Below are 19,899 nucleotides of genomic sequence, written 5' to 3' on the forward strand. Positions count from 1 at the left end.
CAATATGGTGTAATCAAAATTAAGTCGCTTAGCTATAATATTAATTGATAAACAATATTCACACAAATTTTACAAAAAATAACCATATGAAATAATTAAAATTTTATTTTGTTATCTTTTATTCCAATTTTCGTTATAATTTGCTGATGAATTAAAATGACCAATAAATGGCTAAAATGACCATGCAACTCTCTACAGATAATATTCTTGGCACTGCAGATAATTTCTTAGAAATACTGGAGCAAACTTCTGCACTTGCCAAACTGAGTAAACCGGTTTTAGTTACAGGTGAGCGAGGAACAGGCAAGGAGCTGATTGCTAGCCGTCTTCATTACCTTTCACCACGTTGGCAAGAATCATTTGTTTCCCTTAATTGCAGTGCACTGAATGAAAATTTATTAGATTCCGAATTATTTGATCATGAAGCAGGCGCATTTACTGGAGCACAAAAAAGACATTTAAACCGATTTGAACGGGCAGATCGAGGCACACTTTTCCTTGATGAGTTGGCAACTGCCCCCATGATTGTACAAGAAAAATTATTACAGGTGATCGAATATGGCCAACTAGAGCTTGTCGGTGGTAGTCAAAGCCTTAAAGTCGATGTTAGGCTTATTTGCGCAACCAACGCTAATCTACTCCAATTAGCTAACAAAGGCTTGTTTCGTGCCGATCTACTTGACCGTCTAGCCTTTGATGTCATCCACATTCCGCCCTTACGTGAGCGATTAGCCGATATTATGTTACTGGCTGAACATTTCGCAATTAATATATGCCGTGAGCTCAACCTCTCTTTTTTCCCTGGATTTACTGTTAAAGCACAAAAAAACCTGTCAGCTTATCCCTGGCCGGGTAATGTACGTGAATTAAAGAATGTTATTGAGCGTTCCGTCTATCGTCATGGCGATAGATCTGAACCATTAGATTTGATTGTCTTCAATCCCTTTGCTAATGAGCCAATGATGTCGGTGGTAACAAACGATGAGCTACCTCAACTTCCCATTGATTTGAAACAATGGCAGCAAGTGGCAGAAAAAATTTGCTCGAACAGACATTACAAATAAGCCAGTTTAATCAGCGCTTGGCCGCTTCACAATTAAAATTAACTTATCACCAATTGTGAGGGGACTACTGAAAAAAGATAACTTGCCAGAGAATCACAATAACAAATAAGAATTAGTAATCGAGAAAGTGGCCATCCGATGCTGGCAAGAAAATTAAACCACTGGGAAAAATCTAAGCAATATGGTGTCAGCAATAAATTAAAGTTACTATAATTATCAATTTATCAATAACGTTAGCAAAGCAGTTCGTTGACAATTTTTATCAACAAATTACTGATAATTTTATTAACTCTATTTTGTTGCATAACAGGAGTTAAGCTACAATAAAACCATTCGCACTTATAATAGGTTTTTATATGCGGTACCTAATTTTATGGATTATTTTAATAAATGTAGGGACAATAAATGCATTAGCAGATACCCTTCCACCACAAATTCGTCAAAACAGTTTTATATATTGTGTTAATGGCATTGTCACTACATTTAATCCGCAAATTTCCAGCACCTGGCTGATTATTGATCCACTAGCCGCTCAACTTTATGATCGATTATTAGAAGTTAATCCATTTACTTACAAATTAAATTCCGAACTTGTCTCGCACTGGAAATCATTTGATAAAGGAGCAACTTATCGATTTTATTTAAAACGTAATATTCCATTTCAAACAACCGATTGGTTTACACCGACACGAACGCTCAATGCCGATGACGTTGTGTTCAGTTTTTCCCGTATGTTTGATAAAAATCATCCTTATCACTATGTTGGGGGAGGCAATTATCCTTATTTCGATAGCCTGCAATTAGCTAACAATATCCGTAGTATTCGTAAAATTGATAATTATACTGTTGAATTTAAATTATATACCCCCGATGCATCATTTCTCTGGCATCTTGCAACTCGCTATGCACCAATACTTTCACAAGAATATGCGCAATATCTCAATAAAATTAATCATAAAGAATTTATTGATTGGCAACCTGTTGGCACTGGTCCTTTTATGTTGGTAGGCTATCAAACCGGTCAATTTATCAAGCTAAATCGGCATGATAACTACTGGAAAAGCAAACCTTTAATGCAGCAAGTGGTGATTGATCTGGGTGCGGGCGGTACAGGACGCATATCTAAATTATTAACCGGCGAATGCGATGTATTAGCCTATCCAGCTACTAGCCAATTAAAGGTGCTACCTGAAGATGCCCGTTTGCGGCTATCGATCCGAGCCGGCATGAATATCGCCTATCTGATTTTTAACACTAGCAAACCACCGCTTGATCAATTAAAGGTTAGACAAGCCATAGCATATTCAATTAATAATGAAAGATTAATGCAATCTATCTATTATGGCACCGCTGAAACAGCAACTTCTTTTCTACCTAGAGCTTCATGGGCTTATGATAATCAAATTAACGTGACAGATTATAATCCTGAAAAAGCCAAAAAAATGCTAGAAGAGCTCGGTTTGTCGGGTATGAAATTAGATATTTGGGTTCCCGTTATTTCTCAATCCTATAATCCGAGCCCGTTAAAAACTGCCGAGCTTATCCAGGCAGACTTAGCAAAAGTAGGCATTAAGATGAATATTCATCCGGTAGAAGGCAATTTATTAGAAAATAAGCTGAGTGATCGTAACTATGACATGATTCTTGACGGTTGGTCGACGGATAGTAATGATCCTGATAGTTTTTTCCGCCCTCTACTTAGTTGCGCTGCTAAGGAATCACATGCTAATTTGAGTAAATGGTGTAATCCTTACTTTGATGAACTTTTATGTAAGGCGCTAGTAAGCCAAAGTATTTCATCTCGCATTAATTATTACCACCAAGCGCAATCATTACTAGCAAAAGAATTACCCGTATTACCGCTAGCTTATTCATTACATTTACAGGCTTATCGGTATGATATCAAAGGGCTAGTTATTAGCGCCTTTGGTAACTCCTCTTTTGCCGGGGTTTATCGTGATGGGTCGATTAAAAACCCACTACCGGCTGACTCCTATTTTAATGACGAAGAAGGAGCAGCGTGGTGATTATTTACGTATTAAGGCGGTTATTACTTTTAATTATTACTTTATTTTTACTAACGCTGGTTAGTTTTAGTTTGAACTATTTGACTGCTGATGCTCCATTAAGTGGACTATCATTATGGGATGCCTATATTTTTTATTTAACCGGCTTATTACATTGGAATTTTGGTTTTTCTAGTATTAATGGTCAACCGATTAGCAGTCAGCTGAATGCCACTTTTCCTGCCACTATGGAGTTGTGCTTTTTAGCGTTTATTTTAGCTTTAATAATCGGCATCCCTACCGGCATTATTGCGGGTGTCTGGCGCAATAAACCAATTGATTACATTATTAAAATTTTTACCCTACTCGGTTTTTCTATGCCAATTTTTGTGTTGGCTTTATTATTTATCCTGCTTTTTTCATTGAAATTAGGCTGGTTACCGGTCTCTGGCCGAATTAATTTACTGTACGATCTTGAACCTGTGACCGGTTTTGCCCTGATCGATGTGTGGTTATCGAATTCAATCTATCGTAGCCAAATGTTTATTAATCTATTAGAGCATTTGATCTTACCCGTTATTACATTAGCTATTGCGCCAATTTCTGAAATGATACGTTTAATGAAAAATAGTACTGAAGCTGTTATGGGTGAAAATTATATTAAAGCAGCAGCAACCAGAGGACTCTCTCGCATTACCATTATCAAACGTCATGTCTTACACAATGCGCTGCCTCCTATTATTCCAAAACTTGGTCTGCAGTTTTCTACTATGATAACACTAGAGATGATCACTGAACTTGTATTTAATTGGCCAGGCTTAGCGCGTTGGTTAGTCACAGCCATTCGACAAAATGATTACTCAGCAATTTCTGCCGGCGTAATGATTATTGGTACTTTAGTTATTTTCGTTAATGTCATATCAGATATTTTAGGCGCTATGATGAACCCTTCTAAATATAAGGATGGGTATGTCTTCAGATAATTTTTATCGTGAACAAAAGATGCCATCCCCTATCCGGGTTGTCTGGCGATTTTTCTCTAATGATATTCTAGCAATGACTGGATTTTATGGTATTGTTTTTCTCCTGGTTTTGACTTTATTTGGCAGCTACTTAGCCCCCTATACCATTAACCAACAATTTTTTGGCTACCAGCTACTACCTCCATCCTGTTCGCATTATGGTAATGTGGCATTTTTTTTGGGTACTGATGATCTTGGTCGTGATATTTTAAGTCGATTACTTATAGGTACAGGATCTACCTTTGGCTCTGCACTTGTGATCACCATTAGCACAATGCTGGTCGGATTAATATTAGGTTGTTTAGCCGGCATTACCCATGGGTTAAAATCAGCTATTTTAAATCATGTGTTAGATACGCTGTTATCAATTCCCTCGCTACTCCTGGCGATTATTATTGTCGCTTTTGCCGGTTCAAGCCTTGAAAAGGCTATGATAGCAATTTGGTTAGCCTTATTACCAAGAATTGTTAGAACAATTTACAGCGCTGTTCGCGATGAATTAGATACCGAATATGTTCTTGCCGCTCGACTTGACGGTGCTTCAAACTTTTATATCCTTTGGTATACCGTATTACCCAATATCACACCTATCTTGGTAACAGAAATTACTCGCACTCTCTCTATGGCCATTCTGGATATGGCTGCGTTAGGCTTTCTTGATTTAGGCGCCAGATTACCGACTGCTGAATGGGGCACTATGCTCGGTGATAGTTTAGAATTGATTTATGTAGCACCATGGACACTTTTTCTTCCTGGTGCAGCCATTATGATCAGCGTTTTATTTGTTAACTTACTTGGTGATGGCTTACATCGCGCCATTAATGCTGAGGTCGAATAATGCCATTATTAAATATCCGTAACCTCACTATTGAATTTATGACCGCCAAAGGACCAGTGAAAGCGGTCGATAATGTTTCTTTACAGCTCAATGAAGGCGAAATTCGTGGCTTAGCTGGCGAGTCTGGTTCAGGTAAAAGTTTGATTGCTAAGGCTATTTGTGGCGTTACTAAAGATAACTTAAAAATGACTGCCGATCGTTTTTATTTTCTTGATATTGATCTGTTAAAGCTCACCGCACGCCAACGACGTAGCGTGATGGGCCATAATATTTCGATGATTTTTCAAGAACCCCAGTCTTGCTTAGATCCAGCTGAAAATATTGGTAAACAACTTATCCAATCAATACCACAATGGACTTTTAAAGATCGTTGGTGGCACCGATTTAGTTGGCGTAGGCGACGCGCAATTGAATTACTCCATCGCGTCGGAATTAAAGATCACGATGATATTATGTACAGCTATCCTTATGAACTTACTGAAGGTGAATGTCAGAAAGTGATGATAGCCATTGCGTTAGCAAATCAACCACGATTATTGATTGCCGATGAACCCACCAATGCAATGGAATCGACAACTCAAGCACAAATATTTCGCCTGCTTGATAAATTAAACCAAAACAATAACATGACAATTTTACTAATTAGTCATGATATGCAAATGATGAGCAAACTCGTTGATCGGATTAGCGTACTCTATTGTGGCCAAACCGTTGAAAGTGCAACCCCTGAAGAGTTACTGGTCCGCCCCCATCATCCTTATACACAAGCATTAATCCGTGCTGTACCGAATTTTGGCAGCCCGCTTCCGCATAAAAGTCGACTAAATACCCTACCTGGGGCGATCCCTTCTTTAGAGCACCTACCAATCGGTTGCCGTCTTGGCCCTCGTTGTCCATATGCACAAAAAACGTGCATTATCACACCGCCGCTACGCAGCATAAAAAATCGGGCCTTTGCATGTCATTTTCCTCTTAATATGGAGGAAACATCATGAAAACACCGTTACTGGCAATCAAAAATCTGACTAAAACCTTTCGTTATCGCACCGGGTTATTTCAAACTCAACTATTAGAAGCAGTAAAACCGTTAAGTTTTACCTTAAGAGCTGGTGAAACCTTGGCTATTATTGGTGCTAACGGTTCAGGTAAATCAACCCTGGCCCGCATGTTATCGGGTGTTATTGAACCTAGTGGTGGTGAAATCTTTATTAATGGTCATCAACTTAACTTTGGCGATTATAGTTATCGCAGTCAACGCATACGCATGATATTTCAGGATCCAAGTACTTCGTTAACCCCCAGGCAGCGTATTGGGCAAATTCTTGAGATCCCTTTAATTCTAAATACTTCACTTTCCTTTCATGAACGGGAAGAACGTATAGAACAGACTCTTCGTCAAGTTGGGCTATTACCGGATCACGCTGGCTATTATCCGCATATGTTAGCAGCGGGTCAAAAACAGCGAGTAGCGCTGGCAAGAGCGTTGATCCTGGAACCAGAGATTATTATTGCCGATGAAGCACTGGCGTCATTAGATATGACTATGCGTTCCCAAATCATCAATTTAATGCTTGAATTACAAGAAAAACAAGGTATTTCCTATATTTATGTTACTCAACATCTAGGTATGATAAAGCATATCAGCGATAAAGTGTTGGTAATAGATAATGGTGTTGTCGTCGAAAGAGGTAATACCCCCGAAGTACTTGCTTCACCTTTACATGAAGTCACCCGACGCTTAATTGCCAGCCATTTTGGTGAACTTTTATCTGCCGATGCCTGGCGGCAAGATGTTAGCTAATATAAAGGCAGCAAAAACTGTTCGGATCAGCGAGATAATACAACATATTTTCTTCTGTCATGATAAACTCTCTGCCGTTTATCAAAAAAATAATGCATAAATACCATCTACAATAGATAATTTATGCCGTGTATATTATTGTTATTATTTAAAAATTTACAAGGATACGGCTTATGGGCTTTATGAGCGGCAAGCGCATTCTGATCACTGGTTTAGCTAGTAAACTATCTATTGCTCACGGTATTGCACAAGCAATGCACCAACAAGGGGCTGAACTGACTTTCAGTTATCAAGGTGATAAACTGAAATCTCGCGTAGAAGAGATAGCAAACAGCTTTGGCTCTAGTATTGTTTTGCCATGCGATGTCGCTTCCGATGAAAGTATCACTACCTTATTTGCCGAGCTGGCGAAAGTATGGCCAAAATTTGATGGTTTTGTCCATTCAATTGCCTATGCACCAGCCGATCAACTTGATGGTGATTATGTCGATACAGTGACACGCGAGGGCTTCCGGATTGCCCACGATATTAGTTCCTATAGCTTTGTTGCGTTAGCAAAAGCTTGTCGAAGTATGTTAAATCCTCACTCTGCCCTGGTTACCCTAAGTTATTTGGGGGCTGAGCGTGCGATCCCTCACTATAATATTATGGGATTAGCAAAAGCTTCTCTTGAAGCAAATGTTCGTTATATGGCTAACGCAATGGGGCCTGAAGCTATTCGCGTTAATGCCATTTCAGCCGGTCCAATCCGCACATTAGCAGCATCGGGCATAAAAGATTTTCGTAAAATGCTATCACATTGTGAATCAGTAACCCCCATTGGCCGTACGGTAACAACGGAAGATGTTGGAAATTGTGCTGCTTTCCTTTGTTCTAATTTATCAGGCGGCATGACAGGTGAAATTTTACACGTTGACGGTGGTTTCAGTATTGCTGCTATGAACGAACTAGAGTTAAAAGCTTAGTACAATAATCAGCCCCCAAAATCTATTGATTGATAATGACACAATTTAACGGCGGGCTTACTGTATAAGCAAGACAAATTAATGATACTGAATAAGATAATTTGCCATCAAATCGATAATTATCCCTCTTTGATCGTTATAACTAATAAAATTTTCAGGCGTTATATCGATAATCCTAGGTAACATTAATGTCACAATACTCGATTTTGTTAAGCCTTGAATACCCTGATTACTGTCAACCAAACGCAACGCCTCTGCCATTGAAGCAAAACAAGCTTGCAGATTATTTTGTTTTTGTTCTGAGCCGCTAGCATTAATTTTTTCCTTGATTAAACTATCAAAGTCCTCTTGCGCCAAGACCTTGTCTAATTGTTGCAATGCTTCTGGATTACTGTTATCGATTGACAAAATATTTTTTAATTCATTCCTATCGACGTTGGGGAAAATTCACCTAAAAAGGTTTTTAGCATCCATGATAAAGAAATAAGGTTCAGATTGAAGTGCTTCGTTGCGAAATGCCTTAATCAATTTGCTATTATCATCTTTATTGTATATTGCTTTATTCGGCTCTCCTCTAAAAATACCCTCAACATTTTTGTCCTTTATAAATTGATTTAACTTGTCACAAATTCCTGCGATATTAGCATGCATTGCTTGTTCTACTGCTATACGCTCTTTAGCAACTTGACCTGCTTTTATTTTGTTCTGCTCTACATTATCGCTGGCTGAGGACATTTTTCTCTGCCAAAAACTGGAATTACTCAATTTGAGTAAACCATCGTACAACATATTAAAGCCAGCTTTCTATGGTTTTTCATTTAAAATAGCACTTTCTGATTTTACTGTAGTTGATTGCGCTGACTCAGGCGATTTTTGCCAGTTAACGTCATTCCTTCTGATGATATTGAACTCACTCTACGCAATTCAACGGGAAATTTTTACGGTTGAGATGAATAACTGAATGAATCATGTGATTTCCAGTCAAATTCGCTGGAACTATTTTTTACGCCAATCAAACTGTTCACCAAACTAATTGTTAAATCTTTAAAATTATTAAAGCTTTTTTGAATGCTTGATAACAGTGAAGTGGTCGATGCTTCAGTATTATTGGTGTTGGAAAAACTATCTAAACGCATGTTAACTTCATTATTCATTTTATATATTTTCCCAAACAAGTGTAAATATAATTAAATAACACCAATACCAAATTTAGCTTTTATATTATTTACTATTTACAAAATAAATATCTGACTTTTTATAAACAGTAAATATATTATCTGTAGATAAATAACTATTTATAAAATAAATTTATTTAATTATGCTAATAACCAATACGAAAATAAAAAACATTAAAAATTGTAATGATATTGTTTGTTATATAATAAAGGTGAAATTTGTATAATTGTTGATATCTGGTTAAATTAAATAAAGAGTATTGCGTTTGATAAAGTTTAAGTATTAATATGAAAAATATCGAAATTATTACTGGCTAAATATTATAAACCCGTCAATAAATAAACTTTTTAAAACTAATTACTCTGTTATTAAAACATTATTTATAAGACGGGATTTTTTAATTTACTTATTGATAATTTTCAATAAGATAATTTGGAATTAAATCGTTAATCTGATTAGCTTCCTCTTTATGTGTTACGATATACATAATATCGACAAACGAGGGTAGCATTGAAATAACAATACTTTATGTTGTTAATCCATCAATCTTATTTTCACCAGTAGCTAAACGCAATGTGTTTGCTATTGTCGTCAAGACAGTTGGCAAATGTTGTTTTGCAGGATATTTCAACATGAAGTCTGCCAATTTTTATCTAACAACTGATTAAATTTATTAGTTGAAAAGCCTATATTAGTTAATTCTGATAATTCAATTTTAGGAAAATTACTCCCAATATAGGCCTTTATCAAAAATGATAATTCAATGTGATCGTGCTGACGGCTATATTTATTAAATGTATGTACCAATTTTTTATTATCAGTCAGGCTATACTCTGAGCCTGGTTGTTGCCTGAATGCACCTGAGATTATTTTCTTCTCTATACATTCATTAAATCTATCACAAATTTCTGTTATATTTTCACGCATAGCACAAGCGACTAACTCAGCTGGCGGTACTATCTTTGATTCATTTTTTGAACCAGACACAGCATTCCATATAGAGCTGGGAAGACGCGAAATAAAAGATTTAGCTAGAGCGAATGTTTGTTCTGCGAATCGCGTTATTTCATTTCGTACCATGTTAATTGCAACAGATTTTTCCAAGCTAGTCAGACCATTTTCTACATTCGTCTCTTTATTGCTATTTAAATAGCTCGATGTTTTATCACTAACATAATCAGAAATTGTTTCATAAATATAGCTAAGCGACTTAATTTTGATTACACCATATTGAGTGCGAAAAAAATATCTGTGTCGCATCCGAGCGCTCTTTTTTTGGCATTTATAGCTAAGCGACTTAATTTTTCCAAACCCATCATAGTAAGTTTCGTTTTCCATTTTTTCTCTTTTTTCTAAAACATAATCAGAAATTGTTTCATAAATATGCTCTTCATTTTTTCTAAACGCATCATAGTAAATTTTGTTATCAATTTGTTCTCCTTCTTCTAAAGCATAATCGCTGATTTTTTCATAGATATGTTTCTCTTGTCCTACAATAGAATATCCTTCTGCATCATAGTAAACGTCATTACTAGCATATTGTTGTTTTTCAACACTCTCATAACGAGCTGCATAAGTAGGCTCCACTTTTACACCGTCATTTTGATTGGTAAACTTTACTATGTCATTATCAGCATAATGAAGTTGGTTATTAGCGGCTGTTAAATTAGCTAAATTATTTTGCTCTAATGGATTGTTTGCATTCTTTATAGTAATATAAACATCAGCTAAATAGCTGTGAAGAAAACCAGAAACATTAGGCTTAATTGAAACCGTGTTTTGTTCGCTCGTTAATGCAAAATGATTAGATTTTACATTATTTGTAATATTTTGATGACTATTTTTAATATCCAAAATTTTTATGCAAACGTGTTCTGGATTAATAGCCATGACATCCATATTGGAATTTAGTGCTGTAAATTTAATTAACTGAACTGGTGCAATATTTTTTATAAAAAACCATTTTGTTCCCTTATTATTTTGATAATTCCCAATAACCATTATAAAATTTGCCAGTGAAAATAAATATAAAATTACGTTCAAATATTAATAATGTAAACCATGTTTATATAAGAATCAGTTATATTTAATCAGCCATTAAATAATATAATAAATATTTTTGTATTATATAAAAGAATATATATAGTTTTCATTTAAATAATAGATGACATTAATTTAATCTAACTGCCTATAAATTTGACAAATTTTCAAATTACTTCCATGTTTAGAGATGGTTAAATCAATATACTCTAGGGTGTTAAGGTTATAAAAATGTCATCCATATTCAATAAGTTATTAGTATTCTTTTCAATAGGAGCACGCATGAGTTACTATGAAATCAAAAAAAGTATTAAAAGTATAGCTAAGCGACTTAATTTTGATGACATTATTTATATGAGCTATTCAATTGATTTTAGACGTAAAGTGATATTTACGATCAAAGAAGGGTTGAGTATCCGAGAAACAGCGAAGCGATTTTGGATTCGCTCTGCATCTGTATCGCGTTGGATTAATCAAATAGAGCCAAAAGCATCGACTACGCGTCATCGAAAAATCGATAAATCCGAGTTGATAAAAGATGTTGAACAATATCCAGATGCTTACCAAAAAGAGCGTGCAGAGCGTTTTGGCGTTTGTCAGAAGGCCATTTGGCAAGCTCTTAAAAAATGGGATTGACCTATAAAAAAACTCTACGTCATCCGAAAGCCGACGAAAACACTCGACAAACGTTTCAACAAAAAAACAACAGTATGAAAAAGAAGGAAAGCATATTGTTTTTATTGATGAAAGTGGTTTTTCACACGATACCCCGCGGACTCACGGCTATTCCCCGAAAGGTCAACGGTGTGTTGGTCTCAAGAACTGGGGAGCTAAAGGAAGAACAAATGTTATCGGCGCTTTATTGGGCAAAACGCTGTTTGCTATCGGATTATTTGATATCAATATTAACAGCGATGTTTTCTATGCATGGGTCACCCAAGTCCTTATCCCAGTACTTTCTAAAAACAGTGTAATCATGATGGATAATGCAACTTTTCACAAGAAACAAAGTATTCAACAAGTCATCATCGATGCGGGGCATATGGTGAAATATTTGCCTACCTATTCGCCAGATCTTAATCCAATTGAACATAAATGGGCACAAGCTAAATGCAAAAAAAAGAACGCTCGGATGCGACACAGATATTTTTTTCGCGCTTAATATGGTGTATCAAAATTAAGTCGCTTAGCTATACTGAGCAACCATACTACTTTGTCTTAAAAGGCGCTAATCATAAAGTTATTGCCACTAGTGAGATGTATAAAACCAAAGCCGCAGTACAAAAAGGGATCGCTTCAGTGCAAAAAAATGGTCCAACCAAACAAGTTAAGGATCTTACCAGCGAAAGCTAAGCATGCATTATTTTTCTAAAAGCTGTAGCTACTGGCAGCTTTTCCTTTTGCCTGTTTTCTCTTGCTATCTCTAGCCTGACTAAAAATAAATCCATAAAATCTTTGGTAGCTGCTATGCTGTTACTTTAACCGCAATAAACCGGATCGAATCCAAAGGAAGGTCACCATGAAATTCTACTATTCTGCCGGCGCTTGTTCACTTGCCCCACATATTGTATTATAAGTGAAACCGGCTTAGATTTTAGTATTGAACGGGTTGATCTAAAGAAAAAATGTACCAAAAAAGACGTTGATTTGTATACAATTAATCCTAAAGGCCAGGTACCGGTATTACAGTTATAGCTAGGCGACTTTAAAATGATTACAAGTAATTACTCTATATCAGTAAATTTATATTGGAGAAAAACATATATTTTTGTAATCAAAATTAAGACGCTTAGCTATAGATAACCATGATATTTTGACTGAAAATGCAGTTATTTTGCAATATATTGCCGATCAAGCCGCTGACTCAAATGATAAATTAATCGCGCCAATGGCCAGCTTGCAACGTTATCATCAGCTCGAATTGGTTAATTACATTGCAACAGAATTACATAAAGGTTTTAGTCCGCTATTTTCACCTTTAAGACCGGATAAATACCGTAAGATTGTGATAAAATGCTTGATCACTAAATTTAGCTATATGGAAAATTTGTTGGTTAAGCGTAAATTTATCAGCGATGAACATTTTACTATCGCTGATGCTTATTTATTTACTATTTATCATTGGGCTACGTTAGTTAATATTGACCTCAGCCAATATCAACATCTAACACAGTATGTTGAAGAAAAAATTAGCCAACCTAAAAGTGTACAGGAAGCATTAACTACAGAAGGTTTAATCTGATTTTAGCCTTGTTTGTTGCTCTTCAGTTTTGATTTAGCTTGAAGAGCAATGTCCTGCGATAAAATGATTAATCAAGCTGTACCGCTTTAAAGTGATAAGCTGGATTTACCATTTTATCTTGCGCAGCAACCAGTTGTAATTCATATTTATCCATTGATTTCGTCTTTAACACCATTTCATAAACCGCTGCCGCTACATGCTCTAATGCACTAGATAACAATTTACCGTTTAATAAATTGACCAACATTAAGCCGCTGGTGAGATCGCCAACCCCAACCGGCTGCTGTTTACCAAAATCAATAAGTGGCCGACTGATATGCCAGCAATGCGCTTTGGTCACTAATAGCATTTCAAAACAGTCGGCATGATAACCGGCACGACTGAGATGTTTTACTAAAACCGTTTGGGGGCCTTGTTGACACAATTCTCTCGCTGCTAATTGCGCTTGTTCAACATTAGTAATTGATTTTCCAACTAATGTTTCTAGCTCTAATAGGTTAGGCGCCATTATGTCGCAGATAGGTAAAGCTTCATGACATAAAAACTCAGCCACACCCGGGGCAACAATACAGCCTTTTTCAGCATGTCCCATTACCGGATCACAGAAATAGCAAGCAGCAGGATTACTTATTTTTATCTGTTTAACAATATCAACAATCGCTTTACCTTGTTCGGCAGAACCAATATAACCCGTCAGAACCGCATCACAATGTTCTAATTGGTGGATCTTAGCAATTCCGTTAACAATATCTGTTAAATGTTCAAGCGGCATAACACTACCTGTCCATTGTGGATATTGTGTATGATTAGAAAATTGCACCGTATTCAGGGGCCAGACATCAATTCCCATCCGTTGCATGGGAAAAACCGTGGCACTATTACCCGCATGGCCAAAAACAACATGCGACTGAATTGATAGAACACTTTTCATATATAACTCATTTTATTTTTAATAATATTCGCTGTTACAAAACAAAGTCGTTACTTTCTAAACAAGCAATTAGCACATTAGTAATTAATCTAATAAATACCAATAAGTTAATCGCTATGTTAGACAAAACTTATAGTGATTAAATTTACCCTACTATGCCCCATTATTGCCAATTAACTAAGCAGTAATGTTTTTTACCACGCCTGATCAAAGAATAACGGCCAAATAGACAATCTTCCGCAGTAAAAACATATTCAGCATCAATACATTTCTTACCATTAATTGCGACCGCATTTGAGCTTATCATCGTTCTTGCCTGACCACGTGACGGGACCAATTTCGCCTCGACTAATGCCTGCTGTAAATCTGCCCCTGAATTTAATTTGATCATAGGCATGCCATCTTGCGCCAACTGAGCAAAATCAGCTGCAGTTAATGCAGTAATCCTATCGGAAAATAAGCTTTCGGTGATCCGCTTGGCAGCCTGTAAGCCCTCATCGCCATGTGCTAACTGGGTAACTTGCTCCGCTAATACATACTGTGCTCGTGGGGCTTTACCACTGTTTTGATCCTCACTTTGCAAGGCGTCAATTTCTTCAATTGGCATAAAGGTAAAAAACTTAAGAAAACGGTACACATCCGCATCAGCAGTATTAACCCAAAATTGATAAAACTTATATGGGCTGGTTTTTTGCGGATCTAACCAAACCGTCCCCGCTTCGGTCTTGGCAAATTTAGTTCCATCAGATTTAGTAATTAACGGCACCGTCAAACCAAAAACCTGTTTTTGATGTAAACGTCGAGTGAGATCAATGCCTGAAGTAATATTGCCCCATTGATCAGAGCCGCCTATCTGTAATTCAACATTATGTTGGTGACAAAGGTTGGCAAAATCATAAGACTGAAGCAAATTATAGGAGAACTCAGTAAAAGAGATGCCGGCATCATCGCGCTCAAGTCGTTGTTTAACAGCTTCTTTATTGATCATTTGATTAACAGAAAAATGTTTACCGATATCGCGCAAGAAAGTCAAGACATCCATTTGACAAAACCAATCATAGTTATTAACTACCTTGGCACTATTTTTACCACAATCAAAATCAAGAAATGGCGAAACCTGTTGACGAATTTTTTCTACCCATTGCTGCACTGTTTCATTGGTATTTAATTTACGTTCAGTGGCTTTAAAACTTGGATCGCCAATTAAACCTGTCGCCCCACCCACTAAAGATACTGGTTGATGTCCCATTTGCTGGAAACGCTTTAAACATAGTAAAGGAACCAAATGCCCTAAGTGCAAGCTATCAGCGGTTGGATCAAATCCACAATAGAGCGCTACTGATCCCTGGGATAGTTTCTCTATTAATGCCTTTTCATCCGTCAGCTGAGCTATTAAACCCCGCTCTTGCAATCGTTCAATTAGGTTCTTGCTAACCATCAATAACTCCATCAATTTTTTATTTCGTCGATTTTGTGGATAAATATAATATAAATAAGCGCAATAGAATGAAACGCGAGTCATATAAGTGCCAGTTAAAAATCATTTTTTCCATTTATGGCGCCAAGCGATCCATTTGCCAATGATCATGTTGCCATTGATACAAAAATCGATCATGTAGCCGTTTAGTGCCACCTTGCCAAAATTCAACACTGTTAAATCTGACGCAATAGCCGCCCCAAAAACTAAGTAAGCGAATTTCACCATTTTTAAATTTTTGTTTTAATTTAAAAAATTTATTTTCCAATAGACTTCTAGCAAAAATTTTTGCTGATTGTTGTGAAGCCCTTGCCGCTATTTGACTATCTTTTGGTCGACTATGAAAATATTTTATTACCTCAAGTAGAGTGAGTTTTTCTGCTTCACCTAAGAAGCAAACCTGACGCTCTAACTGATACCAGGGAAATAGCAAACTGACTTTATTGTTATGAGCGATATGTTGTGCCTTACGACTAGATAAATTGGTATAAAATATCAGTCCATTTTTATCATAATGTTTAAGTAATACAATGCGTTGGTATGGTTGTCTATCGCTGTCTACGGTTGCAACAGACATGGTTGTTGGATTGGCTAATTTTGCTTCATAAGCCTGCTTTAACCAACGGTCAAACAATACTAATGGCTGGTCGTCGGTTAAATCCTTACGTCTTAAAGCACCTTGGGTATATTCCCGTCTTAAACTAGGAATATCCAAGTGAATTTTTTCTACCATTTTTTTCCTCTGTCTTGTTACGATAGATATCATGTTATTCACTATTGGCCGGATAAATTGCGCCTAATACTGTTTTGTGATTAGCGCCAGTAACAGAGGGTAAATTGCCAGGCAAACCCGATAAGGTAAGAGCCGCTAGCCAAGAAAAAGCCAAAGCTTCGACATTATTTCCACTCAAACCATATTTATAGCTAGGCGACTTTAAAATGATTACAAGTAATTACTCTATATCAGTAAATTTATATTGGAGAAAAACATATATTTTTGTAATCAAAATTAAGACGCTTAGCTATATCTGTTGATGCGCCACCACAATATTGGTTAACAATTCGCTTAACCTTGCCATAAGATAGCTATTTTTAGCTCCTCCACCACAAACCAACAAACAATCCGCTTTGTCATGAAGCAAAACCTGATCAACGATTAAACGGATGGTTAATTCTGCCAAAGTGGCCTGTACATCCTAGGTTGATAAATTTAAGTACGATGTCAGATATTTTTGTAACCAAGCAGAATTGAAATATTCTCTACCCGTACTTTTGGGCGCTGGCCGCTTGAAATAGGGATCCGCTAGCATTTCAGTCAGCAGCGACTTATTAACCCGCCCTGAGCGCAGCCAATCACCGTTATTATCATAAAGTTTATTTAAATGTTGATTGGCCCAGATATCCAACAGCATATTTCCAGGTCCGGTATCATAGCCTTTAATTATTGAATTCCCAAATAAAGTAGTGAGATTAGCGATGCCACCTATATTTAAAATAATACGATTTTGATCAGGATGACTAAGTAAATTATGATGAAAAGCAGTACTAAAGGTGCACCTTGCCCACCATACACCATATCTCTACGACGAAAATCGCCTACTACGGTCATGTTTCTTAACGCAATAACTCTATTATTATCGCCTAATTGCAGAGTAAAAGGCCGTTGACCAGTAGGTTGGTGGCAAACTGTTTGCCCATGGCACCCTATCGCGGTAATATCTGTGGCCGATAATAATTTCTGTTTTAATAGGTTATAGCTAAGCGACTTAATTTTGATGACATTATTTATATGAGCTATTCAATAGATTTTAGACGTAAAGTGATATTTACGATGGAAGAAAAAGGGTTGAGTATCCGAGAAACAGCGAAGCAATTTCGGATTGGCTCCGCATCTGTATCGCGTTGGATTAATCAAATCGACCCAAAAGCATCGACTACGCGTCAGCGAAAAATCGATAAATCCGAGTTGATAAAAGATGTTGAACAATATCCAGATGCTTACCAAAAAGAGCGTGCAGAGCGTTTTGGCGTTTGTCAGAAGGCCATTTGGCAAGCTCTTAAAAAAATGGGATTGACCTATAAAAAAACTCTACGTCATCCGAAAGCCGACGAAAACACTCGACAAACGTTTCAACAAAAAAACAGTATGAAAAAGAAGGCAAGCATATTGTTTTTATTGATGAAAGTGGTTTTTCACACGATACCCCGCGGACTCACGGCTATTCCCCGAAAGGTCAACGGTGTGTTGGTCTCAAGAACTGGGGAGCTAAAGGAAGAACAAATGTTATCGGCGCTTTATTGGGCACAACGCTGTTTGCTATCGGATTATTTGATATCAATATTAACAGCGATGTTTTCTATGCATGGGTCACCCAAGTCCTTATCCCAGTACTTCCTAAAAACAGTGTAATCATGATGGATAATGCAACTTTTCAAAAGAAACAGAATATTCAACAAGTCATCATCGATGCGGGGCATATGGTGGAATATTTGCCTACCTATTCGCCAGATCTTAATCCAATTGAAGATAAATGGGCATAAGCTAAATGTAAAAAAAGAGCGCTCGGATGCGACACAGATATTTTGTTCGCACTCAATATGGTGTAATCAAAATTAAGTCGCTTAACTATATTGATCGCTTCACCATATAACGAGCCGAGCTGATAATCAATTTCACCTATTGTTGCTAAAGTGACCGCCTGACATTGACATATAGACAAGACTTGATTTTTTAATTCAATGGGAAAAGGAAAGGAAATCGCACCTAGCTGAATCACATTTTTGTCATCAATCTCAGGCAAAACAACATCAACCCTATCAAGACTGGTACCTGACATCACTCCTATATAGCGACCTGCTTTCATGTTTGACCTCTGATTATTTTATCTATACTTCGTTTTAGTCATTCAATATACTTATTGGCATAGTTTTTCACTTCAAAAATTTAACTCATTGAAATAAAATAAAAAAGCAACAGTATAAAAATATTTAAATTAAAATTAATTAAACTGAATTTATTACTTTAAGAAAAAATTATTAATATTTAGACTATATTTAGATTGTAGAAAGTAAATTAATTTTACTATTTTTCTAATTATACAGTTCGTTTATATACAATAAATTATGATATTTTTGTATGCATGATTATTATTACACTGTAAATCAGATTTCCAAAAGGAGTAATCATGTTAAAGCAAGTTCTCGTCGGTATTTTTACAATAACAGCGTTATCTGGCTGTATAAATACAGGTAGTCTTTCTGGGGACACTTATACCGCATCTCAAGCTAAACAAGTACAAACTGTCACCTATGGTACCCTTACTCGCATAACCCCGGTTAATATTCAGGCCGGTGGTGACGAAAACATCATAGGAGCACTGGGTGGTGCTGTTCTGGGTGGGTTATTGGGTAATACGGTTGGCGGCGGCACAGGAAAAACCCTTGCAACGGCAGCCAGTGCGATCGCCGGTGGTGTTGCCGGTCAAAATGTTCAAGGGGCGCTTAACAAAAAAAAAGGCGTTCAACTGGAAATCAGGTTGGATAATGGGCGAGTCATCTCTGTGCTGCAAAAAGGTGATCCAAACAGCTTCCGTAATGGCCAGCGTGTATCTATCATAGGTAGTGGAAATAACATTACTGTTTCACCTCGTTAATTCAACTTAAATAGCATACGCGACTAGGTTTAGATAATTAGCCGCGTATGCATTATATTATAACACCATTTTTTCTTTTTTTATTCCGCTATCATTTATTACGAATGATTATGTAACCGAATAATATTTTTCTCGAGTTTTAATATCAATGAATAAAGTGTATTTAATTCATCATCTGTAATAGCTCCTAATATCTCTTTTCAGGTTTTTTCAATCACATCATCAACTTGTTTAATAAATGGCATCGATTTTTCTGTTAATTTAATTCTTTTTGCTCATCTGTCGTTGACACAGCTGTGACGCGTGATCAATTTCTTTTCTTCTAATTGATCGAGTATTCTATAGCTAAGCGTCTTAATTTTGATTACAAAATATATGTTTTTATCCAATACAAATTTACTAATATAGAGTAATTACTTGTAATCATTTTAAAGTCGCCCAGCTATAACTAGCGACGGTTTTTCAATACCTATTGCTTTAGCCAATTGAATTTGTGATTGATCAGGTCGTAACTGGCTAATGTTATATAAGGTTACCCAATGATTTTGGGTGAGCTTTAATGGTTTCAGACGATGATCAGTCAATGCCCGCCAGACTCGAACTAAACGCGCAAGATCAGTTCCTATTTTTGATTCCAATTGTTCCTCCTTAAAAATAAAATACCATCTACATCTATAATTATTA

Annotated in this window: 19 protein-coding genes and 7 pseudogenes; 15 read left to right on the plus strand and 11 right to left on the minus strand. The window is 36.5% G+C overall.

Going from position 1 to position 19,899, the window contains the following annotated elements; all coding sequences use genetic code 11:
• The first annotated feature begins 182 nt into the window (after positions 1–182).
• The 7 genes and pseudogenes from pspF to fabI all read left to right on the plus strand — a co-directional run bounded on the left by pspF (position 183) and on the right by fabI (position 7,696).
• A pseudogene (pspF, locus tag ARSQ2_RS00685) lies at positions 183–1,173 on the plus strand (phage shock protein operon transcriptional activator).
• 247 nt (positions 1,174–1,420) lie between these two features.
• Positions 1,421–3,091 carry an ABC transporter substrate-binding protein SapA gene (gene sapA / locus ARSQ2_RS00690; RefSeq protein ID WP_181994014.1) on the plus strand — a complete coding sequence of 557 codons (1,671 nt, stop codon included), beginning with the start codon at positions 1,421–1,423 and terminating at the stop codon, positions 3,089–3,091.
• Entirely contained in the window at positions 3,088–4,053 is a 966-nt protein-coding gene (sapB, locus tag ARSQ2_RS00695) for a putrescine export ABC transporter permease SapB (RefSeq protein WP_181994015.1), read from the plus strand. Before sapA ends, sapB begins: the two co-directional genes overlap by 4 nt.
• Complete coding sequence (gene sapC / locus ARSQ2_RS00700) at positions 4,040–4,930, plus strand: putrescine export ABC transporter permease SapC (RefSeq protein ID WP_181994016.1); 891 nt, start codon at positions 4,040–4,042, stop codon at positions 4,928–4,930. The genes sapB and sapC overlap by 14 nt, the downstream gene beginning before the upstream one ends.
• Positions 4,930–5,925, plus strand: coding sequence for a putrescine export ABC transporter ATP-binding protein SapD (gene sapD, locus ARSQ2_RS00705; RefSeq protein WP_181994017.1), 996 nt, complete (start codon positions 4,930–4,932; stop codon positions 5,923–5,925). Before sapC ends, sapD begins: the two co-directional genes overlap by 1 nt.
• Positions 5,922–6,731 carry a putrescine export ABC transporter ATP-binding protein SapF gene (sapF, locus tag ARSQ2_RS00710; RefSeq protein WP_181994018.1) on the plus strand — a complete coding sequence of 270 codons (810 nt, stop codon included), beginning with the start codon at positions 5,922–5,924 and terminating at the stop codon, positions 6,729–6,731. The genes sapD and sapF overlap by 4 nt, the downstream gene beginning before the upstream one ends.
• A gap of 173 nt (positions 6,732–6,904) precedes the next feature.
• Complete coding sequence (fabI, locus tag ARSQ2_RS00715) at positions 6,905–7,696, plus strand: enoyl-ACP reductase FabI (protein WP_181994019.1); 792 nt, start codon at positions 6,905–6,907, stop codon at positions 7,694–7,696.
• A 78-nt stretch (positions 7,697–7,774) separates the two neighbouring features.
• Here fabI and ARSQ2_RS00720 read toward each other — a convergent pair whose 3' ends face one another.
• The 3 genes from ARSQ2_RS00720 to ARSQ2_RS00735 all read right to left on the minus strand — a co-directional run bounded on the left by ARSQ2_RS00720 (position 7,775) and on the right by ARSQ2_RS00735 (position 10,771).
• Positions 7,775–8,104 carry a hypothetical protein gene (locus tag ARSQ2_RS00720; RefSeq protein ID WP_181994020.1) on the minus strand — a complete coding sequence of 110 codons (330 nt, stop codon included), beginning with the start codon at positions 8,102–8,104 and terminating at the stop codon, positions 7,775–7,777.
• A gap of 39 nt (positions 8,105–8,143) precedes the next feature.
• Entirely contained in the window at positions 8,144–8,485 is a 342-nt protein-coding gene (locus tag ARSQ2_RS00725) for a hypothetical protein (RefSeq protein WP_181994021.1), read from the minus strand.
• A 1,014-nt stretch (positions 8,486–9,499) separates the two neighbouring features.
• Positions 9,500–10,771 carry a hypothetical protein gene (locus ARSQ2_RS00735; protein ID WP_181994023.1) on the minus strand — a complete coding sequence of 424 codons (1,272 nt, stop codon included), beginning with the start codon at positions 10,769–10,771 and terminating at the stop codon, positions 9,500–9,502.
• Positions 10,772–11,266: 495 nt separating this feature from the next.
• Between ARSQ2_RS00735 and ARSQ2_RS00740 the strand changes: the two genes are divergently transcribed.
• The 5 genes and pseudogenes from ARSQ2_RS00740 to ARSQ2_RS14420 all read left to right on the plus strand — a co-directional run bounded on the left by ARSQ2_RS00740 (position 11,267) and on the right by ARSQ2_RS14420 (position 13,154).
• On the plus strand, positions 11,267–11,548 hold the full coding sequence (locus ARSQ2_RS00740) for an IS630 transposase-related protein (protein WP_202880350.1): 282 nt from the start codon (positions 11,267–11,269) through the stop codon (positions 11,546–11,548).
• 94 nt (positions 11,549–11,642) lie between these two features.
• Positions 11,643–12,074 (plus strand): IS630 family transposase, encoded by a 432-nt coding sequence (locus ARSQ2_RS00745; RefSeq protein ID WP_238334231.1) that lies wholly within the window; start codon positions 11,643–11,645, stop codon positions 12,072–12,074.
• Positions 12,023–12,265: a YegP family protein gene (locus ARSQ2_RS00750; RefSeq protein ID WP_181994024.1), complete on the plus strand. Its 243-nt coding sequence runs from the start codon at positions 12,023–12,025 to the stop codon at positions 12,263–12,265. The genes ARSQ2_RS00745 and ARSQ2_RS00750 overlap by 52 nt, the downstream gene beginning before the upstream one ends.
• Positions 12,266–12,431: 166 nt before the next feature.
• A pseudogene (locus tag ARSQ2_RS14415) lies at positions 12,432–12,592 on the plus strand (glutathione transferase GstA); the annotation flags it as partial.
• Positions 12,593–12,725: 133 nt separating this feature from the next.
• Positions 12,726–13,154 carry a glutathione binding-like protein gene (locus ARSQ2_RS14420; RefSeq protein WP_202880351.1) on the plus strand — a complete coding sequence of 143 codons (429 nt, stop codon included), beginning with the start codon at positions 12,726–12,728 and terminating at the stop codon, positions 13,152–13,154.
• 67 nt (positions 13,155–13,221) lie between these two features.
• Here the strand turns inward: ARSQ2_RS14420 and pdxY are convergent, their stop codons facing one another.
• The 5 genes and pseudogenes from pdxY to ARSQ2_RS14090 form a co-directional block, all read right to left on the minus strand.
• Complete coding sequence (pdxY, locus tag ARSQ2_RS00760; RefSeq protein WP_181994025.1) at positions 13,222–14,085, minus strand: pyridoxal kinase PdxY; 864 nt, start codon at positions 14,083–14,085, stop codon at positions 13,222–13,224.
• A 163-nt stretch (positions 14,086–14,248) separates the two neighbouring features.
• Positions 14,249–15,523: a tyrosine--tRNA ligase gene (gene tyrS, locus ARSQ2_RS00765; protein ID WP_181994063.1), complete on the minus strand. Its 1,275-nt coding sequence runs from the start codon at positions 15,521–15,523 to the stop codon at positions 14,249–14,251.
• Positions 15,524–15,638: 115 nt separating this feature from the next.
• Positions 15,639–16,295: a pyridoxamine 5'-phosphate oxidase gene (pdxH, locus tag ARSQ2_RS00770; RefSeq protein WP_181994026.1), complete on the minus strand. Its 657-nt coding sequence runs from the start codon at positions 16,293–16,295 to the stop codon at positions 15,639–15,641.
• A 34-nt stretch (positions 16,296–16,329) separates the two neighbouring features.
• Positions 16,330–17,061: pseudogene (locus ARSQ2_RS00780) on the minus strand (anhydro-N-acetylmuramic acid kinase).
• Entirely contained in the window at positions 17,052–17,360 is a 309-nt protein-coding gene (locus ARSQ2_RS14090) for an anhydro-N-acetylmuramic acid kinase (RefSeq protein ID WP_338078217.1), read from the minus strand. The pseudogene ARSQ2_RS00780 and the gene ARSQ2_RS14090 overlap by 10 nt, the downstream one beginning before the upstream one ends.
• On the opposite strand from ARSQ2_RS14090, the pseudogene ARSQ2_RS12125 reads away from it, so the two are divergent.
• Positions 17,352–17,663, plus strand: a pseudogene (locus tag ARSQ2_RS12125) (IS630 transposase-related protein); the annotation flags it as partial. The gene ARSQ2_RS14090 and the pseudogene ARSQ2_RS12125 sit on opposite strands and share 9 nt — an antisense overlap.
• A gap of 62 nt (positions 17,664–17,725) precedes the next feature.
• Positions 17,726–18,103: pseudogene (locus ARSQ2_RS12130) on the plus strand (IS630 family transposase); the annotation flags it as partial.
• Here ARSQ2_RS12130 and ARSQ2_RS00795 read toward each other — a convergent pair.
• A complete protein-coding gene (locus tag ARSQ2_RS00795) occupies positions 18,061–18,426 on the minus strand; it encodes an anhydro-N-acetylmuramic acid kinase (protein WP_181994027.1) in 366 nt (121 codons plus the stop codon). The pseudogene ARSQ2_RS12130 and the gene ARSQ2_RS00795 sit on opposite strands and share 43 nt — an antisense overlap.
• A gap of 321 nt (positions 18,427–18,747) precedes the next feature.
• Between ARSQ2_RS00795 and ARSQ2_RS00800 the strand changes: the two genes are divergently transcribed.
• Positions 18,748–19,215 carry an outer membrane lipoprotein gene (locus ARSQ2_RS00800; RefSeq protein ID WP_181994028.1) on the plus strand — a complete coding sequence of 156 codons (468 nt, stop codon included), beginning with the start codon at positions 18,748–18,750 and terminating at the stop codon, positions 19,213–19,215.
• A 98-nt stretch (positions 19,216–19,313) separates the two neighbouring features.
• Here ARSQ2_RS00800 and ARSQ2_RS12135 read toward each other — a convergent pair.
• A pseudogene (locus ARSQ2_RS12135) lies at positions 19,314–19,556 on the minus strand (transcriptional regulator SlyA); the annotation flags it as partial.
• 105 nt (positions 19,557–19,661) lie between these two features.
• Positions 19,662–19,853: pseudogene (slyA, locus tag ARSQ2_RS00805) on the minus strand (transcriptional regulator SlyA); the annotation flags it as partial.
• Positions 19,854–19,899 lie beyond the last annotated feature (46 nt).

This window comes from Arsenophonus endosymbiont of Bemisia tabaci Q2 (assembly GCF_902713415.1).
Lineage (GTDB): Bacteria > Pseudomonadota > Gammaproteobacteria > Enterobacterales > Enterobacteriaceae > Arsenophonus.